The organism is Streptomyces sp. WAC 01529, from assembly GCF_003945545.1.
In the GTDB taxonomy this organism is placed as follows: Bacteria; Actinomycetota; Actinomycetes; order Streptomycetales; family Streptomycetaceae; genus Streptomyces; species Streptomyces anatolicus.
On record NZ_CP029617.1, the window covers coordinates 124,876 to 151,678 of the forward strand.

Annotated in this window: 28 protein-coding genes and 1 pseudogene; 17 read left to right on the top strand and 12 right to left on the bottom strand. The window is 69.8% G+C overall.

The features are described 5' to 3' along the window. The first annotated feature begins 2 nt into the window (after positions 1-2). From DMA15_RS00460 to DMA15_RS00495, 9 genes and pseudogenes are all read left to right on the top strand, one after another. The gene (locus tag DMA15_RS00460) at positions 3-287 is read left to right on the top strand and encodes a phosphopantetheine-binding protein (RefSeq protein WP_125510674.1); all 285 of its coding nucleotides are present in this window, start codon (positions 3-5) and stop codon (positions 285-287) included. After that, the gene (locus DMA15_RS00465; protein ID WP_125510675.1) at positions 284-1,441 is read left to right on the top strand and encodes an acyl-CoA dehydrogenase family protein; all 1,158 of its coding nucleotides are present in this window, start codon (positions 284-286) and stop codon (positions 1,439-1,441) included. The genes DMA15_RS00460 and DMA15_RS00465 overlap by 4 nt, the downstream gene beginning before the upstream one ends. Positions 1,442-1,458: 17 nt before the next feature. Then, positions 1,459-2,517: an HAD-IIIC family phosphatase gene (locus DMA15_RS00470; protein ID WP_125510676.1), complete on the top strand. Its 1,059-nt coding sequence runs from the start codon at positions 1,459-1,461 to the stop codon at positions 2,515-2,517. 20 nt (positions 2,518-2,537) lie between these two features. Next, complete coding sequence (locus DMA15_RS00475; RefSeq protein ID WP_240659630.1) at positions 2,538-3,431, top strand: 3-hydroxyacyl-CoA dehydrogenase family protein; 894 nt, start codon at positions 2,538-2,540, stop codon at positions 3,429-3,431. Between the two features lie 213 nt (positions 3,432-3,644). Then, a complete protein-coding gene (locus tag DMA15_RS00480; protein WP_125510677.1) occupies positions 3,645-4,199 on the top strand; it encodes a hypothetical protein in 555 nt (184 codons plus the stop codon). Positions 4,200-4,338: 139 nt separating this feature from the next. Further along, positions 4,339-4,524: pseudogene (locus DMA15_RS00485) on the top strand (GNAT family N-acetyltransferase); the annotation flags it as partial. Positions 4,525-4,892: 368 nt separating this feature from the next. Next, complete coding sequence (locus DMA15_RS36465; RefSeq protein WP_164551655.1) at positions 4,893-5,057, top strand: hypothetical protein; 165 nt, start codon at positions 4,893-4,895, stop codon at positions 5,055-5,057. A 165-nt stretch (positions 5,058-5,222) separates the two neighbouring features. Further along, positions 5,223-6,680, top strand: coding sequence for an NF041680 family putative transposase (locus DMA15_RS00490; protein WP_125510678.1), 1,458 nt, complete (start codon positions 5,223-5,225; stop codon positions 6,678-6,680). Positions 6,681-6,934: 254 nt separating this feature from the next. Next, entirely contained in the window at positions 6,935-8,914 is a 1,980-nt protein-coding gene (locus DMA15_RS00495) for an SMI1/KNR4 family protein (RefSeq protein WP_125510679.1), read from the top strand. A 44-nt stretch (positions 8,915-8,958) separates the two neighbouring features. On the opposite strand, the gene DMA15_RS00500 is transcribed toward DMA15_RS00495, so the two are convergent. Both DMA15_RS00500 and DMA15_RS00510 read right to left on the bottom strand, forming a co-directional pair. Then, positions 8,959-9,354: a hypothetical protein gene (locus DMA15_RS00500; protein ID WP_125510680.1), complete on the bottom strand. Its 396-nt coding sequence runs from the start codon at positions 9,352-9,354 to the stop codon at positions 8,959-8,961. A gap of 589 nt (positions 9,355-9,943) precedes the next feature. Then, positions 9,944-10,885 (bottom strand): helix-turn-helix domain-containing protein, encoded by a 942-nt coding sequence (locus DMA15_RS00510; RefSeq protein ID WP_125510681.1) that lies wholly within the window; start codon positions 10,883-10,885, stop codon positions 9,944-9,946. A gap of 197 nt (positions 10,886-11,082) precedes the next feature. Here DMA15_RS00510 and DMA15_RS00515 point away from each other — a divergent pair, with 197 nt between their 5' ends. From DMA15_RS00515 to DMA15_RS00530, 4 genes are all read left to right on the top strand, one after another. Then, entirely contained in the window at positions 11,083-11,772 is a 690-nt protein-coding gene (locus tag DMA15_RS00515; protein WP_125510682.1) for a DJ-1/PfpI family protein, read from the top strand. A 34-nt stretch (positions 11,773-11,806) separates the two neighbouring features. Continuing rightward, a complete protein-coding gene (locus DMA15_RS37880; RefSeq protein WP_276314311.1) occupies positions 11,807-11,932 on the top strand; it encodes a hypothetical protein in 126 nt (41 codons plus the stop codon). 355 nt (positions 11,933-12,287) lie between these two features. Then, positions 12,288-12,722, top strand: coding sequence for a DUF6010 family protein (locus tag DMA15_RS00525; RefSeq protein ID WP_125510683.1), 435 nt, complete (start codon positions 12,288-12,290; stop codon positions 12,720-12,722). A gap of 297 nt (positions 12,723-13,019) precedes the next feature. Then, positions 13,020-14,108, top strand: coding sequence for a hypothetical protein (locus tag DMA15_RS00530; protein ID WP_125510684.1), 1,089 nt, complete (start codon positions 13,020-13,022; stop codon positions 14,106-14,108). 171 nt (positions 14,109-14,279) lie between these two features. On the opposite strand, the gene DMA15_RS00535 is transcribed toward DMA15_RS00530, so the two are convergent. The 3 genes from DMA15_RS00535 to DMA15_RS00545 form a co-directional block, all read right to left on the bottom strand. Next, entirely contained in the window at positions 14,280-14,840 is a 561-nt protein-coding gene (locus DMA15_RS00535; protein WP_125510685.1) for an XRE family transcriptional regulator, read from the bottom strand. A 12-nt stretch (positions 14,841-14,852) separates the two neighbouring features. Further along, complete coding sequence (locus DMA15_RS00540; protein ID WP_125510686.1) at positions 14,853-17,066, bottom strand: helix-turn-helix transcriptional regulator; 2,214 nt, start codon at positions 17,064-17,066, stop codon at positions 14,853-14,855. Positions 17,067-17,197: 131 nt separating this feature from the next. Continuing rightward, a complete protein-coding gene (locus DMA15_RS00545; protein WP_125510687.1) occupies positions 17,198-17,563 on the bottom strand; it encodes a DoxX family protein in 366 nt (121 codons plus the stop codon). A gap of 60 nt (positions 17,564-17,623) precedes the next feature. Here DMA15_RS00545 and DMA15_RS00550 point away from each other — a divergent pair, with 60 nt between their 5' ends. After that, entirely contained in the window at positions 17,624-18,505 is an 882-nt protein-coding gene (locus DMA15_RS00550) for a LysR family transcriptional regulator (RefSeq protein ID WP_125510688.1), read from the top strand. Between the two features lie 59 nt (positions 18,506-18,564). Here the strand turns inward: DMA15_RS00550 and DMA15_RS00555 are convergent, their stop codons facing one another. Continuing rightward, positions 18,565-19,296 carry a cation transporter gene (locus tag DMA15_RS00555; RefSeq protein ID WP_125510689.1) on the bottom strand — a complete coding sequence of 244 codons (732 nt, stop codon included), beginning with the start codon at positions 19,294-19,296 and terminating at the stop codon, positions 18,565-18,567. A 1-nt stretch (position 19,297) separates the two neighbouring features. Continuing rightward, a complete protein-coding gene (locus tag DMA15_RS00560; protein WP_125510690.1) occupies positions 19,298-19,633 on the bottom strand; it encodes a metalloregulator ArsR/SmtB family transcription factor in 336 nt (111 codons plus the stop codon). Between the two features lie 202 nt (positions 19,634-19,835). On the opposite strand from DMA15_RS00560, the gene DMA15_RS00565 reads away from it, so the two are divergent. After that, positions 19,836-20,264: a DUF4259 domain-containing protein gene (locus tag DMA15_RS00565; protein ID WP_125510691.1), complete on the top strand. Its 429-nt coding sequence runs from the start codon at positions 19,836-19,838 to the stop codon at positions 20,262-20,264. A 119-nt stretch (positions 20,265-20,383) separates the two neighbouring features. Here DMA15_RS00565 and DMA15_RS00570 read toward each other — a convergent pair whose 3' ends face one another. Then, on the bottom strand, positions 20,384-20,743 hold the full coding sequence (locus tag DMA15_RS00570) for an immunity 51 family protein (RefSeq protein ID WP_164551656.1): 360 nt from the start codon (positions 20,741-20,743) through the stop codon (positions 20,384-20,386). 359 nt (positions 20,744-21,102) lie between these two features. On the opposite strand from DMA15_RS00570, the gene DMA15_RS00575 reads away from it, so the two are divergent. Both DMA15_RS00575 and DMA15_RS00580 read left to right on the top strand, forming a co-directional pair. Beyond that, on the top strand, positions 21,103-21,660 hold the full coding sequence (locus DMA15_RS00575; RefSeq protein WP_125510693.1) for a hypothetical protein: 558 nt from the start codon (positions 21,103-21,105) through the stop codon (positions 21,658-21,660). A gap of 436 nt (positions 21,661-22,096) precedes the next feature. Then, positions 22,097-22,630, top strand: coding sequence for an EF-hand domain-containing protein (locus DMA15_RS00580; protein WP_125510694.1), 534 nt, complete (start codon positions 22,097-22,099; stop codon positions 22,628-22,630). A gap of 151 nt (positions 22,631-22,781) precedes the next feature. On the opposite strand, the gene DMA15_RS00585 is transcribed toward DMA15_RS00580, so the two are convergent. From DMA15_RS00585 to DMA15_RS00600, 4 genes are all read right to left on the bottom strand, one after another. Further along, positions 22,782-23,687, bottom strand: a complete 906-nt coding sequence (locus tag DMA15_RS00585; protein WP_240659631.1) for a class I SAM-dependent methyltransferase — start codon at positions 23,685-23,687, stop codon at positions 22,782-22,784. 80 nt (positions 23,688-23,767) lie between these two features. After that, a complete protein-coding gene (locus tag DMA15_RS00590; RefSeq protein ID WP_125510696.1) occupies positions 23,768-24,874 on the bottom strand; it encodes an NAD(P)-dependent alcohol dehydrogenase in 1,107 nt (368 codons plus the stop codon). Next, positions 24,871-25,566: an aldehyde dehydrogenase family protein gene (locus DMA15_RS00595; protein WP_346428942.1), complete on the bottom strand. Its 696-nt coding sequence runs from the start codon at positions 25,564-25,566 to the stop codon at positions 24,871-24,873. Before DMA15_RS00595 ends, DMA15_RS00590 begins: the two co-directional genes overlap by 4 nt. 85 nt (positions 25,567-25,651) lie before the next feature. Beyond that, entirely contained in the window at positions 25,652-26,407 is a 756-nt protein-coding gene (locus DMA15_RS00600; RefSeq protein WP_125510697.1) for a (5-formylfuran-3-yl)methyl phosphate synthase, read from the bottom strand. Between the last annotated feature and the right edge of the window lie 396 nt (positions 26,408-26,803).

Below are 26,803 nucleotides of genomic sequence, written 5' to 3' on the forward strand. Positions count from 1 at the left end.
CCATGACGAGGCCACGCGCAACAGCATCCGAAGCTCCGCCCGCACAGGCCGCGATCGAGGACATCCTGGACTTTCTGGCCCGTGGGCTCGGCACCGAGGTCGGCCCCGACGACGACTACTTCGCCACCGGCCTCACCGACTCGCTCTTCGCCCTCGAACTCGTCACCTTCGTGGAACACCGCTTCCAGCTGACGGTGGAGGTCGAGGACCTCGCCATCGACAACTTCCGTACGGCCGCGAACATCCTCGCCTTCGTCCAGGCCCGAGGGGGTGCGCTGACGTCATGACGCAGGCCCCCGGACGCGCGGGCCCGCCGGCCGCCGCGGAACTCGCCGCCGCCCTCAGGAGCGAGGCCGCCGAGTGGGACCGCCTGTGCACCCTCCCCGAGCGGGTACGCGAAGCCGTCGCCCAGGCCGGACTCTTCGGGGTCGCCCTGCCCGAGCGCTACGGCGGCTCGGGCGCGGGACCGGCCGAGCTGGGCGAGGTCTGCGCCGAGCTCGGCGGGGTGTGCAGCGCGCTGCGCGGACTGCTCACCGTGCAGGAGATGGTCGCCGCCGCGCTGCTGCGCTGGGGCACCGCGGCCCAGCGCGAACAGTGGCTGCCGCCGCTGGCCCGCGGGGACCGGTTCGCCGGCTTCGCCGCGACGGAGGCGGCGGCCGGCACCGACCTGGCCGGCGTGCGGACGGAGATCGCCGAGGCCGGTGACGACCTGGTCGTCACCGGCCGCAAGATGTGGATCACCTTCGGCGGGACGGCCGATGTCTTTCTCGTCCTGGGCCGGCTGGCGGGGCGGCTGTCGGCGGTACTGGTCGAGGGGGACCGCACGGGCGTACGCCGGGAACGCGTCGAGGGCCAGCTGGGCATGCGGGCGGCAGAGATCGCCCATCTCGGCTTCGACTCGGTGCGGGTTCCGCGGGATCACCTGATCGGCCCGCCCGGCACGGGGCTCACCCACGTCATGGGCACGGCCCTGGACCACGGGCGCTACACCGTGGCATGGGGCTGCGTCGGGATGGCCGAGGCCTGCCTCCACGCCGCGGCCGGCCACGCGGTGCACCGCCTCCAGCGGGATGTGCCGCTCGCCGACCATCAGCTCGTACGCGCCGAACTCGCCCGCGCCACGGTGCAGGCCACGGCCGCCCGCGAACTCTGCGCCCGAGCGGGCCGGCTGCGGCAGGAGGGAGACCCGTCGGCCGTGGCGGAGACCGTCCTCGCCAAGTATGCGGCGGCCGGCGCCGCCACCTTCGTCGCCGGGGCGGCCGTGCAGGTGCTGGGCGCCACGGGAATCGCGCCGGACAGCACGGCGGGCCGCTTCTACCGGGACGCCAAGGTGATGGAGCTCATCGAGGGCTCGCAGTCCGTCTCCGAACTCCACATCGGCAACCGGCTGCTGCGCGGCTACGGGTACCGGCCGGCGCCCACCGACGCAAGCGCACAGTGAACCGGGAAGGGACCGCCATGAAGACCGAAGCAACCGCCCACGCCCCCGCGGCCACCGTGAAGTGCCTGGTCTGGGACCTCGACGACACCGTTTGGAACGGCACCGTCCTCGAAGGCGACGCCCCCCGGCCCTTCCCCGAGGTCCTCGACACGCTGAACACCCTCGACGAGCGCGGCATCCTGCACGCCGCCGCCAGCCGCGGCGACCACGACACCGCCACCGCGCATCTGCGGGCACTCGGCATCGAGGAGCTGTTCACGGTCCTGGAGATCGGCTGGGGCGCCAAGTCCGATGCCGTGCGCCGCGTCGCCGAGGCCCTCAACATCGGCATCGACACCGTGGCATTCATCGACAACGACCCGGTGGAACGCGCCGAGGTGGCGGCCGCCCACCCCGCGGTACGCGTCCTCGCCGCCGAGCAGGCGGCCGACCTGCCCACCCTGCCCCCTTTCCAGCCCCCGTTCGTCACCGACGAGAGCCGCGGCCGCCGCCACCTCTACCGCAGCGAACTGCGCCGCAAGCACGCCCAGGACACCCACACCGGATTGGCCAAGGACTTCCTTGCCACCCTCGGCCTGGTCCTGAGCGTGCGCCGGGCGACGGAGACGGATCTCGAGCGGGCCCACGAACTCACCGTCCGTACCCACCAGCTCAACACCACGGGCCGCACCTACGACATCACCGAACTGCGCGAGCTGATCGCCTCCCCCGCACACCAGGTGCTGGTGGCCGGCCTGGAGGACCGATTCGGCTCGTACGGCACCATCGGCCTCGCGCTGAGCGAACTCACCGGCACCGACAGCGTGCTGAAGCTGCTGCTGCTGTCCTGCAGGGTCATGTCGCGCGGCATCGGCCCCGCCCTGATCGGCCACATCGTCCGTGACGCTCTGGCCGCCGGGCGGCGGCCGCTGGCGGAGTTCGTACCCACCGAGGTGAACCGGGTGATGCTGGTCAACCTGCGCTTCAGCGGCTTCGGCATCGTCGAGCGCAACGGCCCCCGGATCCTGCTCGGTTACGGCCCCGAGCAGCCTCCCCCTGCCCAGGACGGTGCGGTACGCGTCGTCACGACGGCCTGACCGCCGACCGAGGAGAACCCGTGTCCCACGCCACCCCCTCCCCCGCCCCCCGTCGTACGGTCGGTGTCGTCGGCGCAGGCACCATGGGTGTCGGCGTCGCCCATCGGCTGGCGGCCGCCGGCCACGACGTGACCGTGGTGGACCCCGTACCTGAGGCTCTGGCCACCGCTGTCGACCGACTGCGGGCCGGGCTGCGCATGGCCACCTTGATGCGCCGCGCACCGGCCGACGGAGCCGCACGCACGGCGGAGCGGGTGCGGTTCCGCGCCGACCTGGCCCAGCTGCGCGGCGCGTCCTTCGTCGTCGAATGCGCCCGCGAGAGCATCCCTGTGAAACAGGAGGTCTTCCGCTCCCTCAACACCCTGCTCACCCCCGCCACCACGCTCGCCACCTGTACGTCCGCGATCCCGGTCGGCCTGCTCGCCGAGCAGGTCGACGATCCCGGCCGCGTCCTGGGCATGCACTTCATGAATCCCGCGTACGCCAAGGACACCATCGAGATGATCCGCGGCGAGCACACCGGCGAGCAGACCCTCGACGACGCACACGCCCTCCTCGCGAGCATGGGCATGCAGGGCATCGTGGTGAACGACGCACCCGGGTTCGTCTCCAACCGGCTGTCGCACGCCACCTTCAACGACGCGGCCGCCGTGGTCCAGGCTGGCACCGCGGACGCGGCCACCGTGGACCGCCTGTTCCAGGAGTGCTTCGGGCACGCCATGGGTCCGCTGCGCACCGCCGACCTCATCGGCCTGGACACCGTCGTGGACACCCTGCACGTCCTGCACGAACTCACCGACGACGCCCGCTTCACCCCGTGCACCCTGCTCACCGACCTGGTGGCGGCAGGCAGGCTCGGCCGCAAGAGCGGGCAGGGTTTCCACCGCTACACGCCCGCCGCCATGAGGAGTTGAGGTCACCAACGGGGCGGCGTGCTCAGCCGGTGTCAAGCCTCGCCGGCGCTGAGGCGAAGCTCGCCCAGATGGACGCTGCCACAGCCCGCACGGCCACGGCGGTCGGCCTCGGGATGCCCGGCCTCACCCAGATCGCCGGACGCGCCAGCGATACATGAAGACGGATACGCTTCGGCGACTCAGTAGATCGGGAGCGAAAATTCGGGGGGTGCCGTGGGTCGGCCGTTGCTGTTCCTCGATGTCGACGGACCCCTGAATCCGTATGCGGCAAAGCCTGAGAAGCGCCCCGAGGGCTACACCACCCTCCGCGTCCCACAGGAGCGCGGGGCGACTGGGGAGCCTGGGAGACTGCGGACCCACAGGAGGCTCCTCCGGGTATGGCTCAACCCCGAACACGGGCGGGCGCTGCTGGCTCTCGGCTACGAGATCTGCTGGGCCACAACATGGATGAGTGACGCGAACAAGTGGATCGGACCTGTGCTCGGTCTGCCTGAACTGCCGTTCGTCGACTTCGGTAACGCCCTGCTCAACGAGCGCCCTGATGGCGTTCATTGGAAGTCCGAGCCGCTGGTGGAGTTCGCCAACGGCCGACCGTTCGCTTGGGTGGACGACGAACAGAGCGACGCGGATCATGCACACGTGGCCGCCAACCACCACGCACCCGCCTTGCTCCACCACGTCAATCCGCGGATCGGTCTGCGGAACGACGACTTCACCACCCTCGCGGCCTTCGCAGCATTCATCGACACGTCGACGGCCACCTCCTGACGGCAAGCAGCCGTGCCTGGTTCAGAGAATCCGAAGCCCACCTGAACTGGGCACCTGCCCCGTCAGCTGACCACGGGTCACACTCTTCGAAAATCACTTGCGCTGCCTGCTTAGAGCGCGGACGTGCCAGTTTCAAGAGATCACCCCTGACAACTTCGAGACCGTGATCAACCTGTGGGTTCGCCCCGACCAGGAACACCTGGTGGCACCCGTGGTGAAGTCACATGCCGAGGCATACGTCCACCCCGGCATCGCCTGGCTCCGGCTCATCTGCGATGACGACGAGGCCGTCGGGTTCCTCATGGCCTTCTTCCACATCGAGTGGACCGTCTTTTGTCACTCCTGCACCAGCCACACGAACGACGTCCTGCCCTATGCACTTGGGAACTCAGCCGGTGGCACCTACCAGCAGGTTGGTTCAAGAACAGCTACTAAGCTTGTTCTTTATCTTTGAGCCCCGAACAGCTCCGGAAGATAAAGAACAAGCTGAGCGAGTGTTTGAGTACCTCGGAGGGCCAGGGCGTGACGCGCGGCACCCAGGGGCCGACCATTCGCCTGCTCCGCAGCTTGGTATCGGCGGCGAGAGGTAGTCCAAAACGGGATTGTTCACCTGCATGGGCGCGAACAGTCACCAGTGAGCAGCGGGTGCGATGGGCTGGGGGAAGCCGCAGTCCTACCCAAGGAGAAAAACACATGCGTGTGCGCACCATTCTCGCCGCAGTCGCCCTCGCCACTGCAACCATCATCGGCGGGACTGCCACAGCCACCGCCGATGACGGCCCCGGCGATCTCCCTAGCTTCCACAAGCTGTGTGAAGAAACGGTTGGCAACGTTCTTCAGCAAGGTTGCCTTGGTTAGATCCGTCGCATTAGCTTGATCTTCTTCTTCTTGCCTCGAATTGCGTCCCGAACTTGAACGCTCGAGAGGGAGTTCGGCGGACGTGGGGGCGGCCTTGGCGTGATCCTGCGTGCTGTCCAGAGCGCGCGTTTCACAAGACCCAAATGGGGACCAAGGCCGCCAGGGGTGAGTCTGCTGCATCACGATGTCCGGCAGGAAGCGTTCGCACAAGCGTCATGCTTCCGGAGCGAGTTCTACAAGTCTCTGACCGCTCGGCGGGATGAGTTGTTCGAGCTCACCGACGCGCTGCTGTGTGTCGACGGGCCGGTCACCTCACCGGTGGAGTTGACGCTGATACCCGAACACCGTCGTGGGCACGGCGCGCTGTACGGAGCCCTCAACCGCGGCCGGATCGACGTCGAGCGGCTGCAGACCCTGCTGGTCGGCATGCCCCTGCCGCGCTTCGACGGTGGACGACTGGTCCTCGCGGTCGACGTGTCACCGTGGCTGCGCTCGGACGCACCGTGCTCAGCGGACGACCGGTTGTTCTGCCACGTCTACGGACGGGCGAAGTCCGCGTCGCAGTTCATCCCCGGCTGGCCCTATTCATTCGTCGCCGCCCTCGAACCGGGAGCCACCTCATGGACGTCGATCCTGGACGTGGTCCGGCTCGGACCCGAGGACGACGCGACCGGCATCACCGCCGCCCAGCTCCGCGCCGTGGTGGAACGGCTCATCGCGGCCGGCCAGTGGACGCCCGGCGCCCCGGACATCACGATCGTCATGGACGCCGGTTATGACGTCACCCGCCTGGCCTGGGTCCTGCGGGATCTGCCCGTCGAACTGGTCGGCCGGATCCGCGGCGACCGGGTGATGAGGCTGCCGAAGCCCTCGCTCAAGGAGTACGCCCTGGCCTATCCCCAGGGTGGGCGACCGCCGAAGCACGGCAAGGAGTTCCGCTTCAACAAACCCGAGGCCTGGCCCGAACCGGCGATCACCACGGCCACCGACACGATGAACTACGGCAAGGCCGAGGCCCAGGCGTGGCACCGGGTCCACCCGCGTCTCACCCACCGCTCGGCCTGGCTCGACCACGACGGTGAACTTCCCATCGTCGAGGGCACCCTGGTCCGTCTCAAAGTCGAGCACCTCTCCAAGGAACGGGAGGCTCCGCCGGTATGGCTGTGGTCGTCGCAAACCGGTGCCGCCCCGGCGGACGTGGACCGCTGGTGGCAGGGGTTTCTGAGGAGATTCGACCTGGAGCACACCTTCAAGTTCGCAAAACAGACGCTCGGCTGGACCACCCCGAAGCTGCGTACACTCGAAGCCGCGGACCGCTGGACCTGGCTCCTGGCCGTCGCGCACACCCAGCTCCGCCTCGCCCGACCACTGGCTGCGGATCTCCGCCGACCCTGGGAAGAGCCGGTCAGGCCCGAACGCCTCACCCCGGCCCGGGTCCGCCGGGGCTTCAGGAACATCCGAGCCCACCTGCTCTGTCCCGCGCGTGTTCCCCAACCTTGTGGCGCCGGTCCCAGACGACCGCTCGGGACCAAGAACCGCCACCCCGCACCCCGCTACGACGTCGGCAAAACCGTCAAACGCCCTGAGACCCTCAAGGCCATCGGCAGATCCGGAAGATCCTGATAGATAAAGAACAAGCTAAGGGTCAATCGGGACCGGGGCCCGTCCGTGCTCCTCGCGCGTTGCTCGGACAGGCCGTCCGCTCTTCCTGCCGAAGATGCGGACGAGCGGCAGGCCTCCCCGCTGCGGCGAATTCCTCGTGGGCGGCCCCCGCCCGCTCGCTCGGCCAGCTTGTGTTTCGCGGCGCAAGCCACCGGTGCCTGGGCGGCGTTCTACGGCGACGGAGCTTTGTCAGTGCCGGGTGCGACGATCGCGCCATGACCGAGACCGCTGAGATGACGTATGACTGGCGGCCCTTCCTCGCACGGTGGAGCGGCGAGTGGGCGGACGCGTACGATCCGGACGAGGCGCCGGACGCGGGGGACCAGAAGGTGCTGGAGGAACGCTGGTTGGGCTTCGCCCCCGCGACCGGCGCGGGCATAGCGGCTCTCGAGGAGCGCATCGGCCTGCGGCTGCCGCCGTCGTACCGGCAGTTCCTGGGGGTCACCGACGGGTGGCGGCACGCGGGTGGGTTCGTATGGCGGCTCGCGGGGACGCGGGAGGCGTACCGCCCGGACAGTGAGACGGACCTGACCGAGTTGTTCCTGGAGCATCTGCACGAGGATGCGAGTCCGGCGGAGCTCCAGGAGGCACTGGTCTGGACACGGGGCCTGCAACTGGACGTGGAGTCCGACGCTGTGTCCGTGGCGCTGGATCCGGAGGACGTGGATGAGCACGGTGAGTGGGCCGTGCTCACCTGGTCGCCGTGGCGGGCCGCCCCTCCCGAGCGGTACCGGAGCTTCTGGGAGTTCATGCAGGCCGCCTATCGCGAGTTCCATCAGCTGGAGGCAGGGCGCGACGGCGGGCGCCTGTTCACGAATGCCACCACCGAGGCGCTGGACGTGCAGGTGGAGGAGGCACGACGGGATGCGCTGCGCGGGGACTACGAGCGGGCCGAGGCGGCGCTCGCGGAAGCCTGCGCGTTCGGCAGACCCCGGGCCACGGCTCTGCGGGAGCAGCTCACCTGGATGCTCGGCGACCGGCACACCAACTCCCTCGGCGGCCTTGCCGCCGACCCCCGCTACGCGCCGGACCTGCTGCCCGCACTGATGAACAGCCGGGAGAGGCGGTCATGGGGGGACGGGGCGTACGAGTACCACTTGCGGGGCAGGACGGAGGAGGTGCGTGCGCTCGAGGGCACGCTTCTGGAGCAGTTCCAGGAGGGGACTTATGCCTACACCGTGGCGGGTCCGTTCGGTGGCGCCGTGGCGGCGGCGCGGGAGCAGATGCGGTGGGGTGAGGCCGACGCGGCCTGGCGGACTCTGTCCGCGGCACTGCCCCGGTGGCAGCCCCTGGGGCCCGATCACCTCGCGCCGGTTGGCCTGACCGCCGATCCGCTGCTGGGACCGCTGTTTACCCCGGCACGCGGCCGGGCTCTGCTGGCCACGCCCCGAGGCGAAGAGGCGACCGGAGTGGCCGGCGCCGTGGTTGACGAGGACCCCGAGGGCCTGGCCTGGCTCGCGGACCGCCCTGGAAGCGGCCAGCGCACCGCATACCGCTTCCTTCTTGTCGAGGGCGTGGCGCCTGCCGCGCTGCCCGCGCTCGTCGGCGCCGAGGACGGCGCGGAACTGCACCCGCCGATGACTCTGTGGGACGCGCGTCACGCGTCGCGGCCCGACGGTGATTCCGGCGTGCGCACCAGGTCCTCGTATGACGACAAGGCGCTGGTCGCCGTCGGCCGGGCAGGGCCCGGCTGGAGCTTCGCCTTCGACAACGATCCGCAGCCGTTCAATGAGGCCCGGTTCGTCTCCCCGGCCGCTGCGGCGGCCCGGCACGGCCGCGTGGTGGTGGTGTGGGGCGAGGCCGACCGGTACGGCGAGGGCGCGCTGTTCCACCTGTCCGTCGCCGAGCGGGGCGAGGAGCAGTACGCGTTCACGGTCCGGGGCAATCGGTGCGAGCGCTGTGGGGAGATCCCACAGGACCTGGACCCGGCCCGCCTGTTCCCCACGATCCGGGACCGCCGACCGCACGACGACGGCGGCATGCAGCGGGACGGCGGAAGCGGCAGTGAGCGGGACGGCGGGTTGCCGGGTGAGGCCACCGCCCTCACGGCGATCGCGGCCGCGTTCGGTGTCACGCTCCCCCGCTACGCCCTTGACCACGGCCGTCTGCACACCTTCACCACCTGCTCCTGGACGCGGCCGCCCGGCCCGGGTGAGACCTTCGTAGTGATGAGCTTCGGCCCGGTCACGCCTTGAGTCGGTGTCATTTCCTCGGACTTTCCAGTCGGCTGCCCCGGACCTCATGAGCCTGCATCGGCGTCCGTCCGTTCCATCCACTCACGCACCGTCACTGCTTGGTCGATGCGGTTGACGATGTCCTTCTTGGACGGCGTGTCCAGGGTCTCCGGGATCTTGTCGAAGGTGTCGGGGAGGACGTCGAGGAGACCCCAGATCTGTTCGCCGGTTGTGACGGTCAGCAGTTGCCGGCACCTCCACTGCAGCGGCGTCTCGGGCCGGTGCGTGAGCCGCTGCACGAGTGTCGGGAAGAGGTAGTGCGTCGCATCTGCGGCGAGGTGCACTCGTAGCCAGTCGACGGGGAGCCGCTGGCTGAAGCTGTGCATGGCGGCCTCCTGGGCCAGGCCCAGGAGCTGAGCCGTGTCGACGGCTCGGACAGTGCGGGGAAGGGTCGGGGTCATGCCGCGATGATGCCAAGAAGGCTCCGCGGGGCCGAGCGGTCAGCCGGGCCGGGATGCAATGGGCGGGATGCCGTTGCCGAGGGCGTCGGTCGGATCGTCCTGACTGCGGACGTATCGCCGCGACTGCGGCCGGACGCCAACACCTGCCGCTGACCGTTCCTTTTGCCACACCTTCGGTCGCGGTGAGGGCAAGCATCAGATGGTCCCGGGCTGGCCATACTCGATTGTGGCCGCGCTGGAGACCGACCTGACGTCGTGGGTGGTGGTGCTGGACGCGGTTGGTCCGGAGCCCGGCGCGGACGCTGCCGCGGGGACTACGGCCCAGCTACGCGAGCTGGTCGACCGGCTCGTCGCCGCAGGTTAGTGGAAGCCGGGCGACCCCGATGTCCTGGTCATGCTGGGCGCTGGATGCAACGCACCCCGCATCGCCCACCTGCTCACCGATCTGCCCGTCGAAATCCCGGCAGACTCCGCTCCGACCGAGCCAAACAAGGCGACCGCGCAGGCACGGTACCGCCTGCACCCACGGCTCACCCACCAGGCGCCTGGATCAAATACGACGGGCCGCTGCCCATCATCGAAGGCACCTTCATCCGCTGAACGTGCGTCGGTAGGTCTGCGGGCTGACGCCGGTGGTGCGTTTGAAGCGGTCGCGGAAGGTGGTCGGTGAGCCGAAGCCGACCTGGCGGCCGATGCGCTCCACGGAGTGCTCCGTGGTTTCCAGCAGGTGCTGTGCCTGACGGATGCGGGCTCGGTGGAGCCACTGGAGCGGGGTGGAGCCGGTCTGGTCGCGGAAGCGCCGGATCAGGGTTCGGGTGCTGGTCCTGGCCCGCTCGGCGATGTCGGCAAGGGAGAGGTCGCGGGCCAGGTTTTCCTGAAGCCAGGTGAGCAGCACCTCCAGTTCGGAGCCCTGTGGTGTGGGTGCGTGATCGTGGACGATGAACTGCGCCTGTCCGCCCTCCCGTTCGAGGGGCATCACGGACAGGCGTGCGGCGTCGGCGGCGACGGCCGAGCCGTAGTCACGGCGGATCATGTGCAGGCACAGGTCCATACCGGCCGCGGCACCGGCCGAGGTGAGCAACTGGCCGTTGTCGACGTAGAGGACGTCCGGGTCGACGTCGATGTCCGGGTGATTGGCGGCCAGAAGACCGGCCGCTCGCCAGTGGGTCGTGACGCGCAGCCCGTCCAGGAGCCCGGTGGCGGCCAAGGGGAAGGCGCCCACACAGATGGACGCGATCCGGGTGCCGACGGCAGCAGCCGACCGCAGCGCGTCGTGCACGGCGGGAGGGAGCGGGGCGGCGACATCTGTGACGCCCGGCACGATGATCGTGTCCGCGCCCTGGAGACCCTCCAGACCCCAGGGGGCACGCAGGATGAAGGCCCCGGCGTCAACCTCGTCGTGTTCGGCACACACCCGGACCTGGTAGCCGGGCCGCCCGTCGGGCAGGCGGGTGCGGGAGAAGACCTCGATCGGGGTGGACAGGTCGAATGGGATCACCTGGTCCAACGCGAGAACGGCGACCGTATGCATGGCCAGAACCTACCTGCCCATCGGCTTGACGAACCTGGGCCGTCCTTGCGGAAGCTCCATGTCATCGCAGTTCACGCCCTTCGAGAAGGTGTTGGCACTATTCCGTCGGAACGTGTCACTAGTGCCACTGGGCGAGATGCCGGGAAGCCGGTTGACTTCGGAGCATCCCGATGGAAATCGACGCCGAGGGAACACCCATGCACATCCAGATCGTCCTGTTCGATGGCTCCGACCCGCTCGATGTCATCGCCCCCTTCGAGGTGCTGTACGCCGGCGGCTCGGCGACGGACGGCGCGGTGACCGTCGAGCTGGTCACCGCGGAGGGTCCTCGTGAGGTCGTCAGCGGCACCGGAGGGCTGACGCTGCGTGCCGTCGGCGCCGTCGACCTGGAGCGCGCCGACCTGCTTCTGGTGCCCAGCGCCTCCGGCCGCATGGGCGAACCCGGCGAGGCCCCGGAAGAAGAGGCGGGCGCCTGCGAGCGAACGCAGGACGAGTCCATCCCAGTACTGCTGGGACGCACGCTGACCACCGAACTCCCCGCGCTCCTCAAACAGGCCATGGATGACCCGGACATCACCGTCGCCACCGTCTGCGGCGGCTCGCTCATCCTGGCCATGGCCGGCCTGCTGGAGGGACGTCACGCCACCACCCACCACTTGGGCCACGACATGCTGGACGCCACTGGCGCCCACGCGGTTCGCGCGCGCATCGTGGACGACGGCGACCTGGTCACCGGTGCCGGGGTGACCTCCGGTCTCGATCTGGGTCTGTACCTGTTGGAACGCGAGGTGGGCCCCCGCGTCGCGCATGCCGTCGAAGAACTCTTCTCCCACGAGCGGCGCGGCACCGTCTGGCGCGCGCAGGGCCCGGCGCCCACCACCCTCTGAGCATCCGGTCATTCCCAGATCGGTCGCTCACCACATGTGCGCCGAAGGCAGCTGGAACCTGGCCATCGCCACACCCATCGGCACGACCAAGGCCGTGTTCGAACTCCGTGAGCAGGACGGCGCCCTGTCCGGCTTGCCCAGGGAGCTGGCGAGGAAGTAGCACTCTCGCCGACGAAGGTCACCGGCGAACGCCAGACCGCCCCGGAGCCCCCGGCGTGCCCAAGCTTCTCTGTCCTTGCACATGCTGGCCGCCATCGTCGCCGTCGGCCCGGTCACCGTCGCCGCGAGCATCCTTCCCGCAATGCTGAGCCGCCCGCTCGGCGACGCCTGACGATCGCCTCGAACCCGTGCCCACCTCAAGCCCACCCCACCTTGAGGGGCTCCACCCTCGGATGCGCCTACCTGTTCGTCGCAGTCACGAACTGGCGCCTCGATCCAGCCCCGGCCGCCGTCAAAGTCCTAGCAACTCGATCGTGGCGAACAGGCCCGTCCCAGAAGGAAGAAGTCATCCCCTCATGCACCTCGTGTCACCGGTGATCGTCGGCATCATCTACTGCCTGCTGATGTCCCTGATCAAGGAACCGCACCGACGCCACTTCAACGCGATCATGGTGGGCGGAGCCGGCGCCGCTTATCTGAGCGGGGGCGGATTCGGCCCGTGGGAACTCCCCTTCGTGGCACTCATGGCTTACGTCGCCTACCGTGGCCTGGACTCCTGGGCCTTCGTCGGCGTCGGCTGGCTGCTCCACACTGCCTGGGACATGGCCCACCACCTCAAGGGCCATCCGATCCTGCCGTTCTACCACGACGCATCCCTGGCATGTGCCATCTGCGATCCGGTCATCGCCCTGTGGTGCTTCCGCGGAGGGCCTTCCCTGGTCGAGGTCCGGAGGCTGTTCGAAGGCGGCATGAAGAGGGTGTGGACCAAATCCGAGTCGAACGGGACCTGAAGCTGCTGCCCGCGGCAGACCGCCAACTGACACTGGGCGCAGCGAGCCCTCACCTCATCGCCCTGTCCCCTCCAGCCCAGCACCCCTACACCGCGGCACTGTCGTGTGGAGCGGGTGGGCTCAGGGGGTGGGTGCACTTTCCGCGTCGGGCGAGGGTGCGGCAGTTGATGCCGTGGAGGCCTGGCCCTGGGGCGGTTGTCGCCAGGGGCATCGCACGCCGAGACGCCGAGGGTGGCCATCGCCTCATTGCGCGGCGCGCCCCAAAGTGACGCTGCTAGCCGGTCGTTACGTCAGGAAGTGCCGCAGCATGCGTACTGGCCGTACTGGTTGGGCGGGACATTAAGCCGTCGAGCCACGGCCCTCGATGCACTGGCCGGGTCGCTGTCCGGCCTCGGCTCAGAGGCAGCCGAGCAGCTGGAAGTCACCCGGGCGACCGTCGCCGCGCTACGCGAACGCGCCGAGCACGACCCGGCGACAGTTGCCCCGCTGTCCGCGCATTCCGGTGGCGGTGGTACGGCCGCGACAGTGGATCATGGGGGCATCATTGTCTGCTCCCAGGGAAATTTGATGTCCAGCGCCACCAGCCCGCTCGTCCACCGTGCCCGAAGAGCGACAGCTACTGCGGCCGTAACCGCTGCACTCATCGCAGCAGCCGGGTGCGGCTCCAGTAGTAACGGCGCGAAGGGGAACCCCTCAGAAGGCAGCCCGAAGCGGGCGGCCGCCACCGCCCCGACATCCTCGGGCGGAGACCGGACCGCCAAGCTCATCAGCGAGGCGATCGACGTGACGCTCGATCAGGACTATCTCCGTTCGACCCGGCGGAAGAGGACCGAGGGCACCACCGTCATGCACAGCGCGATGTCTGGCGACACGAAGGCGTGCAAGGCGCACGCTTGGAAGGGTGCTGCGACCTTGGACTGGGTCATCACTCCGTCGGCGCTCTACACACGGGGCAGCAAGGAAGCGCTCCAGGTGGCGCCCGAAGCCAAAAAGTATCCGACACGTGTGAAGGTGTTGGCTGACAGGTGGGTGAAACGCAACGCCGACGTCTACGAGGTGATGCGTGACATGTGTGCGCCGAAGACCCGGCGGGACTGGCTGGAAAAGCGTCTGCCCTCCCTTGGTCAGCTCAAAAAGACATCCTCAACGCAGCGGCCTGCGACGGTGCAGGGCCGACCCGCGACAAGGATCACTTACAAGTGGGAAGGAGGGGCGGTGGAATTCCACATCGCCACCGAAGGCAAGCCCTTCCTTCTGCGGGTCACCAACCCCGCCATGGATCTCGATGAGTCCTTCAGCGACTTCGGCAAGCCCTTCCGCGTGGCCGCACCACCAGGAGCGGCCACTGAGGAGGAGATGGCGGAAGAAGTTCTCGCGGCCCAGTGAAACAGTGACGCATGGCCATGCGCCGGGAAGCCTCCCTCCCGGTGCAGTCTGCGCCGGGCGCCTTCGGCGCGACGTGGAGGAGACGTCGTCCGGCGCGCCGATCGGCGGCATGCTCGCGGGGCGCCTGGCTGTCGGCGGTCCGGGGCTCGCGGGCTGTTCGGGGCGCGGCCTCTACAGGTCGAACTCCAGGTTCAGTACGTCGTTGATCTGGACTTCCTGAAGGGAGCCCGCGCGGCGGCCGCCGTCCTGGAAGTAGACCTCTCTGAGGGCTTCGGCGGTGAGTTCGCGCAGCTGGGCTTCGCCCGCGCCCTGCTCCTGGGCGTCGAAGAGGCGGGCGGCGTGCTGGGGCGGAAGGGCCACGGTGAGGTGCCGGACGCGGTCCTCGTCCGTCGTGCCCATCGGCGCACCGGCGTAGCCGAGGCGGGCGTGGACGTCGATGACGATGCCGTCGGTCGTCGCCGCCTTCTGCCTGGCCCTGGCCCGGACCTGCGGCTGCCAGCGGGCCTTCACCTCGCGTTCCAGGCGCGCGGCGAGGTCCGGGCGGGGCTTTTTGATCTGGTCCTTCACGTACCGCTCGACGGTGCGCTGGGAGACGCGCAGCAGCTGGGCGACCGCCTTGGTGCCCTTCATCTGCTTGACCAGGTACCGCATCTGCGGGCCCGCGTTCTTGGGCGCCGGGCGCGTGAACGCCTTGTGCACCGCGGTGTCCAGGCCGTCCCCGAAGAGGCTCATCGTGGCCTTCTCCTACTCTCCGTTGTCGAGTTCGGTGACGGTGCCGTCCTTGATGTACCGGGCGAGGTTGAGTTCCGGCGCGTCGAACCGCTCGCGGACCTCTTCGCCCCACAGGACAGTCTGGGTGCCCTCGTGCTTGACCAGGCCGGGGTTGATGCCGAGCTTGAAGCCGCCGGGCAGCGGCTTTCCGTCCCGGTAGGGCAGGAAGTCCAGCGGGCTCTCGCCGTCGGCCGCGTAGACGACGCAGTCGGAGAGGATCGCCACCGGGTACTGCCCGGTGAACGCCGCGTGCTTGACGATCTTCCGGTGCAGGTTGATGCGCGTACGGGAGATGACCGCCGCACGGATGTCCGGCCGCCACGTCGGACGGGACAGTGCCCGCCACGGCTCGCCCGGCCGCCATCCCTCACCGCGCGGGCGCTCGCGGAGCTTGCCCAGGCCGCCCTTCACCGTCGCCTTGACCGCGGAGACGACGATCGCCAGCTCCAGGTCACGGCTCTTGTAGCCGTCCATCGCCGCGAGGAAGTCGGCCGGGGCGAGGTCGGCGCCGACGCCGAGGTCGGCCATCGTGGCCAGGTAGGCGTCGCGCAGGCGGGTGTACCAGCTGTCCAGGTAGCGGCCGTTCTCGTACCGTACGTACGCCTCAACCGGGTGCACCTCATAGCCGAGCTCCACCGCGTAGGCCACGGTCGGTGTCGCGTACCAAGCCGGGCCGGCCGGGCGGTCGCCCTTCGGCGTGAAGGGGCTGGGCAGCAGGCTGCCGTCCAGCTCCACCCACTCCTTGCCGACCTTCACCCGGGACAGGTCGACGTGGGAGAGGTCGACCAGCCACGAGCCGGGCAGCTTCGGGTCGAACAGCGGGTTCTTGACATACGTCGGCGCGCCCAGGCCCACGGGCAGCCCGTTCGCTCCTGCGGCGAACGCCATGTTGACGTCGAGGCCCACGAGGTTGCGGCGCATGCATTCGGCGTCGGTCAGGGGACGCGCCCAGTCGTACGCCTCCTCGAACAGCTTCTCCGCCGGGGTACGGATGTGAAAGCGCGGCAGGTCCTTGAGGAGTGGGTGCCCGTCGGGGGCCTCGCACGGAGCCGGGTCTACCGGGTCCTTGCCCAGCGAGCCGGGCGTCTTGTCGTCGGCCTGACGCAGACCACCCGTCTCCTCATCCCGTACGGCGTACGTCGGCGGGTGCAGCGCCGTCATCAGCTCCAGGCCGGTTACGGCGGTGGAGCCGCGCGGCGTCATCACCCGGGACGCGTACACGCCCAGCACGCGCGCGAGTTCGGCCGGCGGCAGCTGCGCGGCGTGGCCCCAGTGCCGGGTGTCCAGCGCGTTCCACGACGGAATGCACAGCTGTACGCACTGGCGGTCCGATCCCTTGGCCGGTCGGTAGATTCGCGCCCACGGCCCCAGCCCGCGCTTGGTCAGCTTCCACTCCGCGCGGGCCAGCTGCTTGATGACCTTGTGGCTCTCCGGGATCCGCCCGGCGAGCCGTTCCTCCTCGGTGAGGGCGACGGGCAGGCCAAGGCGATCCAGGGCGGCCTCGGTGAGTACGAGCAGCGGGTCGGCCGGCCTTCCCGGACCGGACAGCTTCGGCTGACCGAGTTTCGCCTCCGTGAGCGTCCAGTCCACCAGGGACGGGAGGGACTTGGCGGGCACGTCCAGGACCAGACCACCGACGCAGTACGCCACTACCTTGCCCTCCTCGACATCGACGACCGCCAGCGGACCGTTCTCGAACCGCGGATCGGCGTCTGCCGGGGACGTGGCCGGGATCGCCTGCTTCCCACCCGGACGGCGCGACGTCGACGACGGCCTGGTGGTGCGTGCAGGGGTCCGGGGCGTTTCGGGGGCTGTCGTGGGCGCGGCCTCGGGCGCCGGATCCTTGGGCAGCGGTTGCGCTTCCGCCGGGCGGGGTACGCCGGTGGACGTGGTCTGCGCCGCGGTGTCCTGGACAGGCGCGGCCGCGTCCGTGGGGTCGGTGGGGTCGGCGGGGTAGAGCCCCGCGAGCTTGTTCAGCAGCCGGGCGTAGGCGTTGCGCTCCGGCGGGCGCGGCTCGGTCTTGCCCGACTCCCAGCCGGACACCGTGGCCCGGCGCACCTTCAGCGCGGTAGCCACCTCATCGATCGTCAGGCCGTGCGCGGCACGCAGCCGCTTGCGCTCCGGCGGCGGTGGCAGCGCGGCGCGGGACTCGACCAGCGCGTCGACCGCGTCGAACAACTCGGACATGGGGCACCTCCGGTCCCACCCTACCCTCAGGGAACGTACGGACCACGCATTTACGCCGCACGAATGGCGTACAGATGGCGTACGCATGGCGTTGGAAGCGTGGTAGATGCCATCGTTGAGCGGTGCCGCCATCAGGAGGCCAAGGCCAAGGCCAACGAGGCGACGGCGGTGGCGAGGTAGAAACCGGGGAACGCGAGGTTGTGGAGCACGCGGGCGCGCAGATGGAAGGCGAGCGCGCCCAAGTAGAGGAGTACGAGACCGCAGGCCGCGGCGGCACCGAGGGGACGCAGTGCCGGGGCGGAGAGGCCGAGGAGGAGGCCCGCCGCGCCGGCCAGCTTGAGGGCGGCGAGCCAGGGCAGCCAGGAGCGGGGCACACCCACCTGCGCCGAGTTGGCCAGCACGAAGCGCGCTCCGGCGAGGTCGGCTGCGGCCATAGCGACGTTGATAGCGGCGGTGAACAGGGTGACGACGAGGAATGCGAGCTGGGTACCGGTCATGCCTTCAGGGTCCGCAGGCGCTTCGGCACCGTCCAATACCTGCTTCTATAACCTGGCGGCATGGACGTGGACACGCGCCTGCTGCGGTACTTCGCCGCGGTAGCGGAGGAGGGCAGCCTGACCGGGGCGGCGCGAGAACTGTTCGTCTCGCAGCCCGCGCTGACCAAGCAGATCCGGCGCTTGGAGGACGATCTCGGGGTACCGCTCTTCGTACGTTCGCGGTCCGGGATGGTGCTGACCGAGGCCGGTCGGGAGCTGGCCGCGCGGGTGCCCGCCCTGTTGGACGGCTGGGACGAGGCGCTACGGGCAACCGGCCGGGCGGCGCGGCTGCTGCGCCTGGGCTTTCTGGACGCGGGCGCCGTGGGCGCCGTCCACGAGGTCATCGCCGGGTTCCGCCGGGCGCACCCGGAGTGGCGGGTGGAACTGCGTCAGTTCGACTGGTCGGACCCGAGTGCCGGCCTGGCCCGGGGTGAAGCGGACGCGGCAGTGGTGCGTCTGCCGTTTCCGGGGCAGGAGGGGCTGAACGTGCGGGAGTTGTTCGTCGAGGAGCGTGGGGTGCTGCTGCCGGCTCGACACCCGCTGGCGAACAGCGGGACGGTGGAGTTCCGGGAGCTGTGGGACGAGCCCTTCGTCGCGGCCGGAGCCGAGACCGGGGCCTGGAGGGAACACTGGCTGGCGACGGAGGAGCGGGAAGGGCACCCAGTCCGGGTCGGCGCCGTCACCAGCCGGCCCGACGAGTGGCTCGGCGCGGTTGCTGCCGGCTGCGTAGCGCTGGCCCCGGCGTCGACGGTCCGTTTCTACTCCCACCCGGACGTGGTGTTCCGTCCAGTTCGCGGGGTCTCACCGAGCCGGGTAGGGCTGGCCCGACCAACGGTCCGGACACGCGGGGCGGCGCTGGATGAGTTGCTGGAGGCCATTGCGCGGCGCTTGAGCCGGAGTTGACCAAGCCCCGGCCGACCGAGCCGAGGACAGCTGAACAGCTCGCCCCGGCATCTGTTGGCTCAAGTGCAGCACTCGCATCCCGGGCGGCAGCCGCAGGGGTCGGCGGCCGGGGCGGTCGTCGTCGCGGGGGCCGCGCAGCAGCCCTTGCCCTGCCAGGCGGCGCAGCCTTCCTTCACCGCGATGACGGCGATCACCAGAGCGGCGATCGGGTCGGCCCAGGTCCAGCTCAGGGTCGCGTTGAGGACGAGGCCGACCAGGAGCACGGCGGAGAGGTAGGTGCAGAGCAGGGTCTGCTTGGAGTCCGCGACGGCGCTGGCGGAGCCGAGTTCGCGGCCGGCCCGGCGCTGGGCGGCGGACAGGAACGGCATCACCGCCAGCGAGAGGGCCGCGATGACGATGCCGACGATCGAGCGGTCGGCTTCGCCGGTGCCGGTCAGCGCGCGCACGGCGTCGATGCCGACGTACGCGGCGAGCGCGAAGAACGAGACGGCGATGATCCGCAGCGTGGTCTTCTCGCGGGCTTCGCGCACCGCGTGCTCGCGGGCGGAGAACTGCCAGGCGACCGCCGCGGCGGAGGAGACCTCGATGACGGAGTCCAGGCCGAAGCCGATCAGGGCGGTGGAGGAGGCGATCGTCCCCGCGGTGAGGGCGACGACGGCTTCGATGACGTTGTAGGTGATGGTCGCGCCGACCAGCAGTCGTATGCGCCTGGCGAGCACCTCGCGACGGGCCGAGGTCGAGGTTGGGGTCGGGGTCGGGGTCGGGGTCGGACCGAGGGGTATCGCGGTCATCTCAGCAGCAGCCCTTCGTCTCGGCGTCCGGGCACGTCTTGTCCGCCTCCACGGCGACCACGGCGGTGCGCAGATCGTCCAGCGCGTGGCCCAGACGCTCGTCGGCCAGCTCGTATCGAGTCCGCCGACCGTCCGGCACCGCCACGACCAGGCCACAGTCGCGCAGGCACGCCAGGTGGTTCGACAACCGGGTACGGGAGACGCCGATCGTGTCGGCGAGATCGGCGGGGTAGGCGGGGGCGTCGCGCAGGGCGAGCAGGACGCGGCAGCGGATCGGGTCGGCGAGCGCGCGGCCGAAACGGGCCAGCACTTCGATGTCACGGGCGAGAGTCAGCACCCCATGACAGTACACAGACTCCTGAATTCAGGAAACCATGGACTCTCGCGAAGGTCCTCGTCGCTGAGACCGCCCAGAAGCTGATCGCCGAGGCGTGACATCAGAAGTCATCGCGATTGATCATGCCGCCCTCGCCGTAGGCGGGACGTTGTCAGAGGCTCCTGCCAGGATGCCCCAGTCGGACCACGAGGCAGGAGAGACCATGGGCACCTGGGACGTCGGCCCCTTCGACAACGACACCGCAGCGGACTTTGGCAGCGACCTTGATGAGGCGGCCGGGGACGAACGCGGGGGCATCGTCCGCGGCGCTCTCACACGTGTGATCGACATCGTGGGATACCTCGAAGCACCCGAATCCGAGCAAGCCGTAGCCGCGGCCGCCCTCGTCGCCGCGCAATGCCCCCAGGGTGAGCCTGCCGATCCGGTTTACGGACCGGAGGAGCCCCTCCCCGATCTCACTGGCCTTCGGGAACTCGCCCTTCAGGCCCTCGACCGCATCACGACCGAGCCGTCCGAGCTGATGGACCTATGGGCGCAATCGGATGGCGGCGGCCCCTGGCGCGCGAACATCCGCCGCCTGCGGAACGTGCTGCTGCCGCCGCCTCCCGGAGAACTGCACAGCCTGATCTGACCCGCAGCGACCACTACCACCCCGAGGGCCCTCGACACGCGGGGTCCTTCAGGGCCAGTAGCCGGCAGCCCGTGCCACGTGTGGCCGCGCCGCTTGTTGCGTACGTCCTGCGCGGGCCGTCAGCGCGGCAGGAAAAGTGGGTCAGCACCTTGGATGTGGCGTGCGAGGAGCTCGCGGTCGTGGAATGCGCCGTGGAGCACGTCCCCCAGCTGCCTGAGCGCGGTGATGTCGTCGCTGGTGACGACGAAGGTGCCGGACTCGGAGCCGAAGTCCAGTCGGTCGGCAAGTTCGGGCATCTGCGTATGGACCAGCGATTCGGCCAAGCCCTCCCAGCCGTGCCCGTTCCCTTCGGCGTCGTGCTCCTCGAACACCGCCTCTACTTGTTCCATGTCGCCCTCGAAGAGCATCAGGCAGTGCGAGGTCTGCGTTGCGTCGGCCTCGTCGAGGACGAAGGGGGCCAAGGGCGATTGCGTGGTCACGGAGTGATCGTAAGGGTCGGCTCGGACAGTTGACGGACAAAGCCCCTCTCCCCCGCACCGGCGTTCGACGACGGCGCTGGGACGGATGTGACGCATGCGCGCATGAGGCGCAGCAAGCATCGGAGGGCGGGCTTCGGTACCCGCTGTTGCGGGGTGAGTTGAGTCCGGAGTAGAGGGATAGGGGTCCCCGCCCAAGGCCAGCGCTGGTCTTGCGTTCGGCCTGGGTCGCGGCGTTGCCCGCGGAGTCGGCCTGGCCCCTGGCGCGGAGTTCAGGTGTGGCGCGGGCCCCTGGTTCCCTCCTGCGGATTTGAGTACCCGTGCTCATGCGGCCTGCGCCGCCTCGTTCGTATGGTCCATCCATGAGGAAGACCACCGCGCTCCTGGCCCTGCTGCTCGCCGCCCTGACGACCTCGGGCTGCTCCGTGCTGGAGCGGGAGTATCCCTCCGCCGACCCCGCGACGCTCTCCCAGCGTCTGACGGACCGCGCGCAGTGGGCGTACGACGGCATGGCCCTGCCGTCCCACGAGGCGGTGAGGCCCGTCCAGGTGGTCCCCGGCCACAGTTGCTATGCGGGCGGCCTCAGCGTCGAGAAGACTCTGCCTGACGTCGTCACCTTCGAGCTCAGGTGGACGGTCGAGGACATCCCAGCCGATGTCGCCCGTGCCACGGAGGCTCGCCTGCGCCGGAAGTTCACCTCGGCGGGCTGGACCCTCACCCACGACGGTAACCGCCGGGGCAAGGACTGGGTCGAGTTCGGCTTCCGCGTCCAGGACCCGGCGACCGGTGACCAATTCGACCTGGCGTGGAACGACTCGACCACCTCCCTCTTCCTGTCGGGATACACCTCCTGCGCGAAGGTTCCCCGGTCGGCGGCCGACAACCCGTCGCGGAAGACCTGGGCGCCGCAAAGCGCCTGACGCGCTCGTACGGCGAAGTGGAGCCGGCTCGCCCAGTCGGCGGCCGCTTGTCGTCGGCGAGGGCGACGTCGACGGCCCGGGTGAACAGGTCTTTGAGGCGAGGGCGTTGCCGTGGTCGGGGGTCCAGGACGTCGCTGTCGATGGGCGTAAGCCAGCGCTCAGGAGTTGTCGTCAGCGTGGTCATATGAGCTGACGGACGGGATCGGTTGAAGCAGCCTGGTTGTCACAGGCGAGGCATCTGATCTGTCACACACGCTCATTCAACAGTCCTTCTGTCACCACAAGCGAAGATCACCGACTCCGTGGCCCTTCGTGGCGGTTCCATGGTCATGGCCCCTATACGCGCCGGGCTGGGCGTGTGTCCCCCACTCGGTCAGGTAGAGGCACTCATTGGGCAGGCCCGGAATCATCGGGTCGCAGGAGACAGGTGAGAAATTTGCGAACTGAGGCCGCCAAGCGCGTGGAACTGGTCTTCTCTCTCTTCGACGCCAACGGCAACGGAGTCATCGACTCCGGCGACTTCGACCTCATGACGGGCCGTGTTCTGAAGGTGGCGACCGCGTCGGACGACGGCGCCCGAGCCGCCATCCAGGCCGCGTTCCGCCGCTACTGGACGACACTCGCCACTGAACTGGACGCCAACGGCGACGGTGTGATCACCGTGGAAGAGTTCCGTCCGTTCGTACTCGACCCCGAGCGTTTCGGCCCCACGATCACTGAGTTCGCCCAGGCACTCTCCGCCCTCGGCGATCCCGATGGGGACGGCCTGATCGAGCGCCCCCTCTTCGTGTCGCTGATGACGGCGATCGGCTTCGAGGAAGCGAACATCCACGCGCTCTTCGACGCCTTCGGGCCGGACGCCGAGGACCGCATCACCGTGGCCACGTGGGCCGCCGGCATCGAGGACTACTACGCACCGGACAAGGCCGGGATTCCCGGCGACCAGCTGGTGGGCGCCCGGACCGTCTGACACAGCCCGTCAGCGGCTCACTGGGCCGGGGCGGCAACCGGTGCGGCGCAACCGAGTTGCCGCCTCCAGCGGAATGCGTTTCCCGGGCGGGGCTTGCGGCCGGCCCCGCCCTAGAAACCCCATACGGGCGCCATCGTGAGTGCCGCGGGCGTCATGGCCGGGGCTTGTGTGCGAACACCCACCGGTTTCCCTCCAGCGCGTCGTTCGGCTCGGGGAGGGGGCCACGTCCGTGGCGGCGGGTGAAGTCGAAGGGTGTGTGCATCGCGGTGGACCAGCCCTTGGCCGTCAGGTCTCCCGCCGAGTCGGGTCGTGGGCCCTTGGCGAAGAGGTGGAGCAGGTCGATGCCGATCTGTTCTCGCGTCGCCGTGTAGATCGCGCTGTCGCGGTAGGCCAGCAGGTCCTTCTCCAGCTTGGCCTCGAAGGCCAGAGCACTCCCGCCGGTGGTCAGCCTGTCCACCGTGTCGATGAGGTACGTCTCGGCGGGGCCCGGCAAGTAGAAGAGGAGCCCCTCGGCCAGCCACACGCTCGGCGCGGCCGGGTCGAAGCCGGAGGTGGTCAGCGTGCTGGCCCAGTCCGCGCGCAGATCGACCGGTACGGGGACGCGTTTCACCTTCGGGGCGGCTGACACGTCCGTGAGCACCTGCTGCTTGAAGGCCAGCACGCCCGCCCTGTCGATCTCGAAGACGACGCAGTCGGACGGCAGGTCCAGTCGGAAGGCGCGGGTGTCCAACCCGGCTCCCAGTAGGACGACTTGGCGGGCGCCGGTACCGACCGACCGGAGGAGGTAGTCGTCGAGGGTCCTCGTCCGCAGACCGAAGTAGCGGGCGAATCGCCCCCACAGCGGGTCGGCGTCCCCAGCCGGAACCTGCTCGATGCGTACCGGCCACCGCGCGCAGGCGGGGGCCGCGCGCACGAAGTGTTCCGCGTGGACGTCCTGGGCCAGGCTGTCGTGGCGGTGGGTCTCGATCGCCCGCGCCGCGGCGACCAGGAGGGCGGTCAAGCCCACTCCCCCGTCCACGCTTTCCACGTCTGTGTGCTGCGACGTCGTGCCGGTCATGCTTCCTCCGTCGGTGGGGGTGGGGGACGCGAGATGCGCACTCGTCGGATGGGGCGAGTCCCCGGTGCCGTGCGCCTCGCTCATCGGCTCGCCCTCTCCGGGAGCAGGACGGGTTTGACCACCCGGCCCGCGTCACAGTCGCGTTCGGCCTCGTTGATGTCGGCCAGCGGGTAGGTGCGGAGCAGCTGGTCGAAAGGGAAGAGGCCGGCCTGCCACAGTCGGATCAACCGGGGTATCAGCACTGCGGGTACGGCGTCCCCCTCGCAGATGTGCCGGATGCCGCGGCCCTGGTCGAGTGCGCCCGGTTCGAGGGACAGCGGGGTGTGCAGGCGCGCCACCAGGCCGAGGCTGCCGGTGGGGCGGAGGGCTTGGAGCGCCGCGTTGATGAGGGGCGACGCGGCCGTGGTGTCCAGGGCGTACTGGGCGCCGCCGTCGGTCAGGCGCCGGATCCGCCCGGGCAGGTCGGGTGCGTCGGCGTGGAGCGGGGTCGCGCCGAACCGCTCGGCGAGGGCGAGCCGCTCAGGATGTCGGTCGACGGCGACGGTCGGGACGCCGGAGGCGGTGGCCGCCATCACCGCGGCCAGGCCCACGGCTCCGGCGCCGAAGACCGTCAGGTGGTCGCCGGGGCCCGCGCCGAAGGAGTTCAGCACGGCTCCGGCACCCGTGAGGAAGCCACAGCCGAGGGGCCCGAGCAGTTCGAGCGGCAGTGCGGGGTCGACCCGGACGGCGTTGCGGGCCGGGACGAGCGCGTACGCGGCGAACGAGGACTGGCCGAACCAACGGGGCGCGAGTGCTTTGCCGGTCGGGTCGGTGAGCCGCGGCGGCTTCTCTTCGCGTCCTCCGAAGAGGTTGAGGGAGGCGAAGGAGTCGCAGTAGGCCGGAGCACCGCTGCGGCAGTTCCGGCAGTGCCCGCAGGAGTCGAAGCTCAGCACGACGTGGTCGCCCACATTGACCGCGAGGTCAGGGCCGCTACCGGTCCTCACCACGACTCCGGAGCCCTCGTGGCCGAGGACGACCGGCAGGGGGCTGCGGCCGGCGGATCGCCGGACCGCGAGATCGGTCCGGCACATCCCGGAGCCCGCGATCTCCACCAGGATCTCGCCGACGGCGGGCTCGGTCTGCAGGTCCACCTCCTCGATGGTGAACGGGCTCTCGTACGAGCGCAGTACGGCCGCCTGGAACCTCATCGCCACGCCCCCGGCGGGTGGTGGACGGCGAACGGCCGCAGGTTGCCGCACAGCGCCCACGGTCCGCCCGTCACGCCGACGCCGCTGTCCTTGACGTCTACGACGGGCGGGGCGAGGGACAGTTCGGCGTGGTGATTCATACAGGACGTACCGCGTTCGAGCCGGTCGGCTACCGCCTCGGTCCGGTGGGGGGCGGTGCCGAACTGCTCCTGGGTCACCACCGGGCTGTCGGGCGGGATGTCAGGCGGGATGTCGGTGAGCATCGTAGGAGCGAAGAAGGACCCCGGTCCGTCCAGTCGGTGGCCGCGGTACGCAGCGCGGGCGCCGGCCGCCAGCGCCCGCTGCGCAAGCCGCTGGACCCGGGCCAGTTGGGGGGCGTTGTTGACCGGGCCGGGGCGGGAGGCGAGAAGGGAAGTTCCACGGCACGATCGCGGCGACGGATCCGCGGGTCGCCAGCGGACCTTGCTGTGAACGGGCCGGCCACCGGTGATTCGCCGGGCCCTGGGGCCAGATCGGCAAGGTAACGCAGGCGAGCCGCCGTGCGGGCGGTTTCCGCGGGCGACTCGGCCAGGGGCTTGCCCTGCCCCGTGTGAGCAGCCGGGCGAGGTCGTCGCCGGTCGGCCCCCACGGGGTCGGCCGCCGCGCGCAGAGCCGTGGTGCGGGCAGCGGCGTCGGCACGCCAGCTGTGCCAGGCCTGGCGGGACCGGTCAGTGACGGGGAAACGCCCGGCCCCGCGTCCGGGCACACGGTGGGGCTCGCAGGTCGGCATGCCGGTGGTCAACTCACGGCGCTGACGCCGACCGCGTGCTCTTGGGCGTGCCGTTCCATCTCCGCCCGGAAGCCGGCCACCAAATGCGGACGGATCCTGCCGGAGTTGCGGTCGCCGCCCTCGCAGACCGCTCCGCGTACCCCGACGATGTCCGTGCCGATGCCGGTCAACGGGCCGAGATCGGCCTGCTTGATGCTGCCCGCGAGGGCGGCGAGCAGGCCAGCGGCGTGGGCCAGCCGGACGAACTCGGCGCATGCGTCCGGCGGCACGTGATCGAAGAGCCGCGTCCCGTCCTTGATCGCGGTGTCGAGCATGGCCGCGTCGGCACCGGCGCGAGCAGCGATGTCGGGTAAGGCGAGCGGGTTGACGCAGCCGATCCGGTGGGCGTCGGCGTAGCCGGAGGCGACGACGAGCGCGTCCGGGCGGTGGTCCTTCACGGCCCGGACGACCGCGCGCATGACGTCGATGCCCTGCTCGGGCGTCGTGCATCCGTAGAGACCGACCTTGATGTACGTGGCGCCGGAGACGACCGCGCCGAGCGCGGCCTGTGCCACCGTGCCCGGCTTGTACGGAACGTCGCCCACGGTGGCGGAGACCGGTTTGTCCGCCGGTATCGCTTCGCGGATCTCCCGGATGACCCAGGGGAAGTTCGCGCCGAGAGAGCCCTCGTCAGGCTTCTTGACGTCGACTATGTCGAGATGCTCGGCCGCCTTCGCACAGTCGAGGGCCTCCTCGACACCGTCCGGGGAGATGAGAAGCAACACCGTGAACTCCTTCCGCCGCAAGTCCGCCCGGCCGAGGGGCAGGGGACCGCGGATCACTGTTCATGTGCGGTGTGCTCATGATTTCCGTCACCCAGGGGAACTGGGAGGGCGCACAGAGTGCCTATTGGCGCTCATGCTTACGCGTGATGCGCCGTGCATAGCGGAGCGAACCGGGCCCTCTGGCAACGTTTCGCCCGGCTGGCGAAGCTCTCGTGGGGTTGTTGACAGCTACCTCTTGCTTTGCGAAAACTAGCGCAGGGGGTGTCACGGGCAGCCGCTAGCGTTCACCGGCCGATCGCTTGAACTCAGGGTCAGACGCGGGCAGCCCGGAGGGGAGTTGGACTCCGGCCATATGTTCCGGTCCGGACCCTCCATCGTTACCGGACGGATCTCACA